Here is an 8634-nt window from a genome sequence, read left to right as displayed (position 1 = left end):
TGTTTTGTTCTTATTTTAATTATAAACCATGACATAAGAAAACGAGCATCTCTAACTACGGAAATGCTCGTTTTTTTTGATAGTTAGAAGTGGGTTTTTGCCCAGCCACATCTTATTTCAACTTCCCGTGGACAAGATGCTAAATTATATAGCTTATTTGGCCTATTACTCACCTTCATGGTGATAACTTACAAATAAAAGAAAACTTCAGTTACTCACCTTTTGTGATTGGTCTGAAGTTTTCTTTTTTACTGTCCATATTTTTGGTAAAAATCAACTTTTACTTGGATGAAGGTTTTGGATTCACGCAGGAGTTGGAGAAGGGTGGCGCGGGTTTCAAATTCTTCTCTTGTCTTGGGCAGACTGCGGTTTCGGAAGACTTCAAGATAACGTTCAATTTCATCTAGTAAATCAGAAGCAGGATTGGTCTGGCTCAGTTGCCCTGCAATTTTTGAAAAGAGTTGGGCCAAAATCAGGCTTTCACTGGCAGCTAGGTGACAGGTGTTGATCTGCTGGGCCATGTTTCGCAGGATACGACTTTGTCGCTGTCTCATCTCAAAGTAGTGGATATGGTAGTCGGTCTGGTGAAAGAGGTGGTCAGAGTGATCTAAATAGACCAGTCTAAGTGCTTCTTCTAAAAGGGTGTCCAATTCTTCCACCAGCTGTGCTCGATTACGCCCGTCCCCTCTGGATAAATAATATTTGAAGCGCTGGAGGATATCTTTTAACTTTTCTTCGACTAGCAAGTGGTAGTGCTGGATTTTCTCTTCTCGTGAAGGCATGTAGAGATTGACTAGTAAAGCAAATCCTGTACCGATTGCAAAGAGAAGGAGTTCATTGACTAGAAGGTCTGGAGAGGTTGACTCTTGCACCAAGAGATGGCTGACCAAAACAGTGCTTGGTGTGATGCCAATTTCCCAGCCCATCTTATAGGCTAGGGGAACGTAGAGTGCCAGATAGAGGCCAAGGCTCCAGATATGAAATCCACTCAAGTGAAAAGCCAAAACCCCAATATCCAGAGCTAGAAGCATGGAAAAGAGCCGATTGCGGGCCAGTTTTAAAGTACTTCTACGTGTATCAGATAGGCTTAAGAGGGCGATGATTCCAGCCGAGACAGCTGAGGAGAGATTGAGAAAATAAGCAAGAAGACAGGCAAAACAGGTAGCTAAGATGAGCTTGGTCGTACGTTGGCTAATAGACATAAGAATTTCCTAATAAGTTAGAATAAAAGCGTAAAAGACAAGACCTGAGCAGGCTTGCCTTTATGGATTATTTTTTACGGGCTGCTGCGTATTCGGCAACGGCAGTAAAGAGGACGTCTGTAGACGAGTTGAGGGCTGTTTCACATGAGTCTTGGATGACCCCAATCACAAAACCAACTCCGACAACTTGCATGGCAATATCGTTAGAAATACCGAAAAGGCTACAAGCAACTGGGATAAGAAGGAGGGAACCTCCGGCAATACCAGAAGCACCACAGGCTGAAATAGCTGCTACTACACTGAGGACAAAGGCTGTCGCAAAGTCAACAGGGATTCCAAGAGTATTTACTGCAGCAAGAGTCAAAACGTTAATAGTAATCGCTGCCCCGGTCATGTTGATAGTAGAACCAAGTGGGATAGAAACAGAATAGGTATCTGGATCCAGTCCGAGGTCGTGACAAAGTTTCATGTTGACAGGGATGTTAGCCGCAGAACTACGAGTGAAGAAGGCTGTCACACCGCTGACCCGCAAAGATTTCCAAACGAGGGGATAAGGGTTTCTCTTCATAAAGAGGAAGGCAATCAATGGATTGGCTACTAGAGCCACAAAGAACATAGTTGTCACCAGGAGGGCAAGTAAGATTCCATAGTTGGCTAGGCTTCCAATCCCCTTATCAGAGATGGTTTTGAAGACAAGACCAAGAATTCCAAATGGAGCTAGGTTAATGATCCATTCGACAATCTTAGAAGTCACATCAGCCATAGTTTTGAGCAATTCTTTACTGTTTTTGCTGGCCTCTCTCATGGCAATCCCGAAAACAACTGCCCAAGATAGAATACCGATGTAGTTGGCAGTAATGAGGGCATTGACTGGATTGTCAACTAGTTTGAGCAAGAGGTTGCTGAGGACTTGTCCAATCCCATCTGGTGGAGCAATATCGGTATTAGCACTATTTAGGGTAATTTCAACAGGTGCGATGAAACTTGCTAGTACAGCGATAAGGGCAGCGGCAAAGGTTCCTACCAAGTAAAGGAAGATAACCGTTTTCATATTGCTATCTTGTCCCTTTTGATGTTGGGAAAGGGCATTGGCAACGAGGGCAAAGACCAGAATCGGTGCGATGGCTTTGAGGCCACCAACAAAGAGATCTCCGAGCAGGCCAATTCCTGAAATGTTAGGAAGTGTCAGTCCTAGAGTTCCTCCAATAAGCATGCCAATCAAGATACGTTTGATTAGGCTTGCCTTATTCCAAGCATGAATGATTTTTTTCATAACAATCTCCTTTGTTGTGTAATGTTTATGATTATAGTATAAATATGAAGCAAAATCAAGAATTTTCTGTCTATTTTTGAAAATTTATGGAGAATGACACTTTATGAAAGTATGGTATAATAAATGAAAGGAGTTTTCTATGCAAGAATTTATTCAAACCTATCTCAATAAGCTTGATGTTACAGCGATTATCGAGAATATTTTGACCAAGCTACTTTCTCTTTTATTCTTATTTTTACTCTTTTATATAGCTAAGAAACTACTTCATACCATGGTGCAGAGAATTGTCAAACCTTCTCTAAAAATGTCTCACCACGATGTCGGGCGTCAGAAAACCATCTCACGTCTGTTAGAAAATGTGTTTAATTATACCCTCTATTTCTTTTTACTTTACTGCATTTTGTCGATTTTAGGTTTGCCAGTTTCTAGTTTACTGGCTGGAGCTGGGATCGCTGGGGTAGCTATTGGGATGGGAGCCCAAGGCTTTCTGTCTGATGTTATCAATGGCTTTTTCATCCTCTTTGAACGGCAACTGGATGTGGGAGATGAGGTTGTTTTGACAAATGGCCCCATTACTGTATCGGGCAAGGTTGTCAGCGTCGGTATTCGAACAACACAACTCAGAGGAGAAGACCAGGTTCTACACTTCGTTCCCAATCGCAATATCACTGTCGTCAGCAATTTCTCTCGGACAGACCAGGCCTGAAATTTTAGCAGATTTATGGTATAATAGAAAGAGTTTGGTAAAGGAGAGAAGATGTTTTTAGAAAAACAGTTGGGCAATGGCTGTACCTGGATTAACCTAGATTTGGACAAGTTGAAAAAACTAGAAGACCTTTCAGAAATCTACGGTTTGGACAAGGAAACCATTGAATACGCACTGGATAGGAATGAGCGAGCCCACATGGATTATCACCGTGAAAATGGGACTGTAACCTTTATCTACAATGTCTTGAACTTGAAAAAAGACAAGGAATACTACGAAGCCTTTCCCATGACCTTTATTGTGGAACATCGTCGCCTGATTACTATTAGCAATACCAAGAACGCCTATATCATTGAACAAATGACCCGTTATCTGGAGAGTCATGACACGCTTTCGATTTACAAGTTTCTCTTTGCCAGTCTGGAAATCATCAGCAACGCCTACTATCCTGTCATCGAGCAGATGGACAAGAGTAAGGATGAGGTCAATGGCCTCTTGCGTCAGCGGACGACCAAGAAGAACCTCTTTGCCCTCTCTGACTTGGAAACTGGTATGGTTTACCTGACAGCTGCTGCTAAACAAAATCGTCTCCTCTTGGAACACATTCAAGGGCATGCTCTTTATCGCAATCTTAATGAGGTAGAAAGAGAGCAGTTTGACGATGCTATGATTGAAGCCCATCAGTTGGTTTCAATGACAGACTTAATATCTCAAGTCTTGCAACAACTCTCAGCCTCTTACAACAACATCCTAAATAATAATCTGAATGATAATTTGACAACTTTGACAATTATCTCAGTCTTGCTAGCTATCCTTGCGGTTATTACAGGATTTTTCGGAATGAATGTTCCCTTACCGTTTACAGATGAACCAAATGCTTGGTTTTATATTTTGATAGCTAGTCTCATTTTATGGGCAGTCTTAGCTCAATGTTTAAAGAAAATTGCTAGAAATTAAAAAGAAAAGGAGCCAGAATGGCGATTGAAAACTACATGCCAGATTTTGCTGTGGAAGCAGTCTATGATCTGACAGTCCCAAGCCTGCAGGCGCAGGGAATCAAGGCTGTTTTGGTCGACTTGGACAATACCCTCATTGCTTGGAACAACCCTGATGGGACGCCAGAGATGAAGCAATGGCTACATGACCTTCGGGACGCAGGTATTCGCATCATCATAGTCTCAAATAATACCAAAAAACGGGTTCAACGCGCAGTTGAGAAATTTGGGATTGATTACGTTTATTGGGCCTTGAAGCCTTTCACATTTGGGATTGATCGTGCCATGAAGGAATTCCACTATGAGAAAAGTGAAGTGGTCATGGTTGGCGACCAGCTCATGACCGATATTCGAGCAGCCCACCGTGCTGGCATTCGCTCGATTTTAGTCAAACCCTTGGTCCAACATGACTCGATCAAAACGCAGATTAACCGAGCTCGCGAGCGCCGTGTCATGCGAAAAATCACTGAAAAGTACGGACCGATTACATATAAAAAAGGAATTTAACTATGGAAGAAATTCTCTGTATTGGTTGTGGAGCAACCATTCAGACGACAGACAAGGCTGGTCTTGGATTTACTCCTCAGTCGGCACTTGAAAAAGGTTTGGAGACTGGTGAAGTTTATTGCCAACGCTGTTTCCGTCTCCGCCATTACAATGAAATTACTGATGTCCAGTTGACAGACGATGATTTCCTCAAGCTCTTGCACGAGGTGGGAGACAGTGATGCTTTGGTGGTTAATGTCATTGATATCTTTGACTTTAATGGCTCTGTCATCCCAGGCTTGCCCCGTTTTGTATCGGGCAATGATGTCCTCTTAGTGGGAAATAAAAAAGATATTCTGCCCAAGTCAGTTAAACCGAGCAAGATTAGCCAGTGGCTCATGGAGCGTGTCCACGAAGAAGGTCTTCGTCCTGTTGATGTCGTCCTGACTTCAGCCCAAAACAAGCATGCCATTAAGGAAGTCATTGACAAGATTGAACACTACCGTAAGGGCCGTGATGTATACGTGGTCGGTGTGACCAACGTTGGAAAGTCAACTCTTATCAATGCCATTATCCAAGAAATCACAGGTGACCAGAATGTCATCACGACTTCACGTTTCCCAGGGACAACCTTGGACAAGATTGAGATTCCGCTTGACGACGGATCTTATATCTACGATACACCAGGGATTATCCACCGCCATCAGATGGCCCACTACTTGACGGCTAAAAACCTCAAGTATGTCAGCCCTAAAAAGGAAATCAAGCCCAAAACCTATCAACTTAACCCTGAACAAACCCTGTTTTTAGGCGGTTTGGGACGCTTTGACTTTATATCAGGAGAAAAGCAAGGTTTCACAGCCTTCTTTGACAATGAACTTAAATTGCATCGTACCAAGCTAGAAGGCGCTAGTGCTTTCTATGAAAAGCACGTTGGAACACTTCTGACACCACCAAATAGTAAGGAAAAAGAAGATTTCCCAAAACTAGTCCAGCATGTATTTAACATCAAGGACAAGACAGACCTAGTCATCTCAGGTCTAGGCTGGATCCGCGTAGCAGGCACCGCCAAAGTCGCCGTCTGGGCACCAGAAGGCGTTGCCGTCGTTACACGAAAAGCAATTATTTAAAATGAAACCACTGAGCGAACAAAGTGAGCTCATAAAAAGATAGTTATTGCCGTGGTGTCTTGCCAATCGATAGATTGGCAAGGGGCACAATTGAGACCAAGGCTCAATTGTGAGGTCAGGAAATCCATTTTTCAAAGATGAGATCTTTGGAAAATTAGTTCCGACCGTCCCTCACCACCTAAAATAACTATCAAAAAACAAGGAAGAAAATTATGTCATTAACATCAAAACAACGTGCCTTCCTCAACAGTCAGGCACACACCCTCAAACCCATCATCCAAATCGGTAAAAATGGCCTTAACGATCAAATCAAAACCAGCGTCCGTCAGGCTCTTGACGCTCGTGAATTGATCAAGGTAACTCTTTTACAAAACACCGATGAAAATATCCACGAAGTAGCTGAAATCTTGGAAGAAGAAATTGGTGTGGACACAGTCCAAAAAATTGGACGCATCTTGATTTTGTTTAAACAATCCAGCAAGAAAGAAAATCGCAAGATTTCTAAAAAAGTAAAAGAAATTTAACCACCATACTCCCAACAACTGTTTTTACAGAGAAATAAAGGAGACTAGCCTATGGCAATCGAATTATTGACTCCCTTTACCAAGGTAGAGTTGGAGCCGAAAATCAAGGAGAAAAAACGCAAACAAGTCGGGGTTTTAGGAGGGAATTTTAACCCTGTTCACAATGCCCATCTGATCGTTGCGGACCAAGTACGGCAACAGTTGGGATTGGATCAGGTTTTGCTCATGCCTGAATACCAACCTCCTCATGTGGACAAAAAAGAAACCATCCCTGAGCACCATCGTCTCAAGATGCTTGAATTGGCGATTGAGGGGATTGAAGGCCTAGCCATTGAAACCATAGAGTTGGAGCGTAAGGGGATTTCCTACACCTACGACACCATGAAAATCTTGACAGAGCAACATCCAGATACGGATTATTACTTCATTATCGGTGCGGATATGGTGGATTATCTGCCTAAGTGGTACCGTATTGATGAGCTGGTTGACATGGTTCAATTTGTGGGGGTTCAACGTCCACGCTACAAGGCAGGGACTTCCTATCCTGTTATCTGGGTGGATGTGCCTCTCATGGATATCTCGTCCAGCATGGTGCGTGGTTTCCTTGCCCAAGGTCGGAAGCCAAACTTTCTCCTACCTCAGCCGGTGCTAGACTACATCGAGAAGGAGGGGCTCTACTGATGGCCTATCAAGACTATATCAACTGCTCTCGCGAGGCTTTGTTGGAAAGAATGGCAGAGCTTCTACCTGAAAAACGTTTAACCCATTGCTTGGGTGTGGAGCGTGCAGCCATAGAATTGGCTCAGCGATTTGGAGTTGATGCCGAGAAAGCAGGTCTAGCAGGCCTTCTTCATGACTATGCTAAGAAGTTGTCAGATCAGGAATTTCTGGACTTGATTGACTGTTACCAGCTGGATTCTGATCTCAAAAACTGGGGCAATAATGTCTGGCATGGCATGGTTGGAATTTACAAGATTCAAGAAGACTTGGATTTGCATGATCCAGAAATCCTGCGAGCCATTGAAATCCATACAGTCGGGGCTAGTCAGATGACAGACTTAGACAAGGTCATCTACGTCGCAGACTATATCGAGCACAATCGTGCCTTTCCGGGAGTGGACCAGGCGCGTGAGATTGCAAGTCTATCGCTTGATAAGGCGGTGGCCTACGAAACAGCTCGTACCGTAGAGCATCTAGCTCATCAGGGATTTCCCATCTATCCCCAAACCCTTGAAACCTATAACGCCTTTGTGCACTATTTGAAAGAGGACTAAATGAAAACGGCTTTTATAATCATTGATGTTCAGAATATTTTAGTGGAAACCGGTTTTCAGACAAATAGTCTATTGGACAAAATTTCTTATTTACAAAACCAGGCTAGAAGCAAGAATATCGAAATTATTTATGTTCAACATATTGAGAACGCTGAAGCTCAAACATCAGAAGATTGGCAGTTATCTGAGCTTTTAAGTCGAAAACCTAATGAAAAGGTCTTTCAGAAGAAGTATAACAGTATTTTCAAAGAAACTGGTTTAAAAGAATACTTGGATAAACAGGGAATTGAAAAATTAGTTTTATGTGGTATGCAGACAGAATATTGTGTGGATACCTCTGTCAAGGTTGCCTTTGAATATGGCTATCAGCTTATTATTCCAGAAGGAACTTGCACAACGTTTAATGGGAAAGACATTCCAGCAGAAACGATAAATGAATTTTATGAGGGCATTTGGGAGGGGCGCTTTGCAGATGTCCTAGATTACAAACATATTTTCTAGAAAGAGGACTAAATGAACGAAAAAGAATTACTAGAACTAGTCGTGAAAGCGGCTGATGAGAAACGTGCGGAGGATATCCTCGCACTTGACGTACAAGATTTGACTAGTGTGACGGACTACTTTGTCATCACTAGCTCAATGAACAGCCGTCAGTTGGACGCTATCGCTGATAACATCCGTGAAAAAGTAGCTGATGCAGGCTTTAAAGGTAGCCATATCGAAGGTGATGCAGCTGGAGGCTGGGTTTTGCTAGACCTCGGTGCTGTTGTCGTGCATGTCTTTTCAGAAGAAATGCGTGCCCATTATAATCTAGAAAAACTATGGCATGAGGCAGAGTCAGTAGATTTATCTGAAACCCTGGCATAGAAGATGAGTTGAATTTCGGCTGGGAATTGCTTTAAAATTCGACAATGTATTGAGATTATTCTTGTTTTATGAGTGCGAAGTGAGAAATTACCGAGACTTTCCGTTGTGATAAAACTTCTTGAAACGATAATGTTTCAAGAAGTCGGGAGTTTTGAGACCTTAGGCTCAAAACTAAGT

The 8634-nt window shown here is 42.7% G+C and carries 11 protein-coding genes; 9 read left to right on the top strand and 2 right to left on the bottom strand.

The genetic code is table 11. The annotated features are described in order from the left end of the window. Window positions 1-248 precede the first annotated feature (248 nt). Together FGQ53_RS05680 and sstT are read right to left on the bottom strand one after the other, a co-directional pair. Entirely contained in the window at window positions 249-1202 is a 954-nt protein-coding gene (locus tag FGQ53_RS05680; protein WP_138336574.1) for an aromatic acid exporter family protein, read from the bottom strand. Window positions 1203-1269: 67 nt separating this feature from the next. Further along, entirely contained in the window at window positions 1270-2475 is a 1206-nt protein-coding gene (gene sstT, locus FGQ53_RS05675; protein WP_138336571.1) for a serine/threonine transporter SstT, read from the bottom strand. A gap of 139 nt (window positions 2476-2614) precedes the next feature. Here sstT and FGQ53_RS05670 point away from each other — a divergent pair, with 139 nt between their 5' ends. The 9 genes from FGQ53_RS05670 (at window position 2615) to rsfS (ending at window position 8457) form a co-directional block, all read left to right on the top strand. After that, the gene (locus FGQ53_RS05670) at window positions 2615-3181 is read left to right on the top strand and encodes a mechanosensitive ion channel family protein (RefSeq protein WP_023943577.1); all 567 of its coding nucleotides are present in this window, start codon (window positions 2615-2617) and stop codon (window positions 3179-3181) included. A gap of 51 nt (window positions 3182-3232) precedes the next feature. Beyond that, a complete protein-coding gene (locus FGQ53_RS05665) occupies window positions 3233-4138 on the top strand; it encodes a magnesium transporter CorA family protein (RefSeq protein ID WP_138336568.1) in 906 nt (301 codons plus the stop codon). 17 nt (window positions 4139-4155) lie between these two features. Beyond that, complete coding sequence (locus tag FGQ53_RS05660) at window positions 4156-4683, top strand: YqeG family HAD IIIA-type phosphatase (RefSeq protein WP_138336566.1); 528 nt, start codon at window positions 4156-4158, stop codon at window positions 4681-4683. Window positions 4684-4685: 2 nt separating this feature from the next. Then, window positions 4686-5792: a ribosome biogenesis GTPase YqeH gene (gene yqeH / locus FGQ53_RS05655; RefSeq protein ID WP_138336563.1), complete on the top strand. Its 1107-nt coding sequence runs from the start codon at window positions 4686-4688 to the stop codon at window positions 5790-5792. A gap of 212 nt (window positions 5793-6004) precedes the next feature. Beyond that, a complete protein-coding gene (gene yhbY, locus FGQ53_RS05650; RefSeq protein WP_000060169.1) occupies window positions 6005-6316 on the top strand; it encodes a ribosome assembly RNA-binding protein YhbY in 312 nt (103 codons plus the stop codon). A 51-nt stretch (window positions 6317-6367) separates the two neighbouring features. Continuing rightward, window positions 6368-6997, top strand: a complete 630-nt coding sequence (locus FGQ53_RS05645) for a nicotinate-nucleotide adenylyltransferase (protein ID WP_138336560.1) — start codon at window positions 6368-6370, stop codon at window positions 6995-6997. After that, entirely contained in the window at window positions 6997-7590 is a 594-nt protein-coding gene (gene yqeK / locus FGQ53_RS05640) for a bis(5'-nucleosyl)-tetraphosphatase (symmetrical) YqeK (RefSeq protein ID WP_138336557.1), read from the top strand. Before FGQ53_RS05645 ends, yqeK begins: the two co-directional genes overlap by 1 nt. After that, window positions 7591-8091 (top strand): cysteine hydrolase family protein, encoded by a 501-nt coding sequence (locus FGQ53_RS05635; RefSeq protein WP_138336554.1) that lies wholly within the window; start codon window positions 7591-7593, stop codon window positions 8089-8091. Window positions 8092-8103: 12 nt separating this feature from the next. After that, window positions 8104-8457 (top strand): ribosome silencing factor, encoded by a 354-nt coding sequence (rsfS, locus tag FGQ53_RS05630; RefSeq protein ID WP_138336550.1) that lies wholly within the window; start codon window positions 8104-8106, stop codon window positions 8455-8457. Window positions 8458-8634: the final 177 nt, after the last annotated feature.

This window comes from Streptococcus mitis (assembly GCF_005844455.1).
GTDB lineage: Bacteria > Bacillota > Bacilli > Lactobacillales > Streptococcaceae > Streptococcus > Streptococcus mitis_BF.
This window is presented reverse-complemented; position numbering and strand designations above follow the sequence as displayed.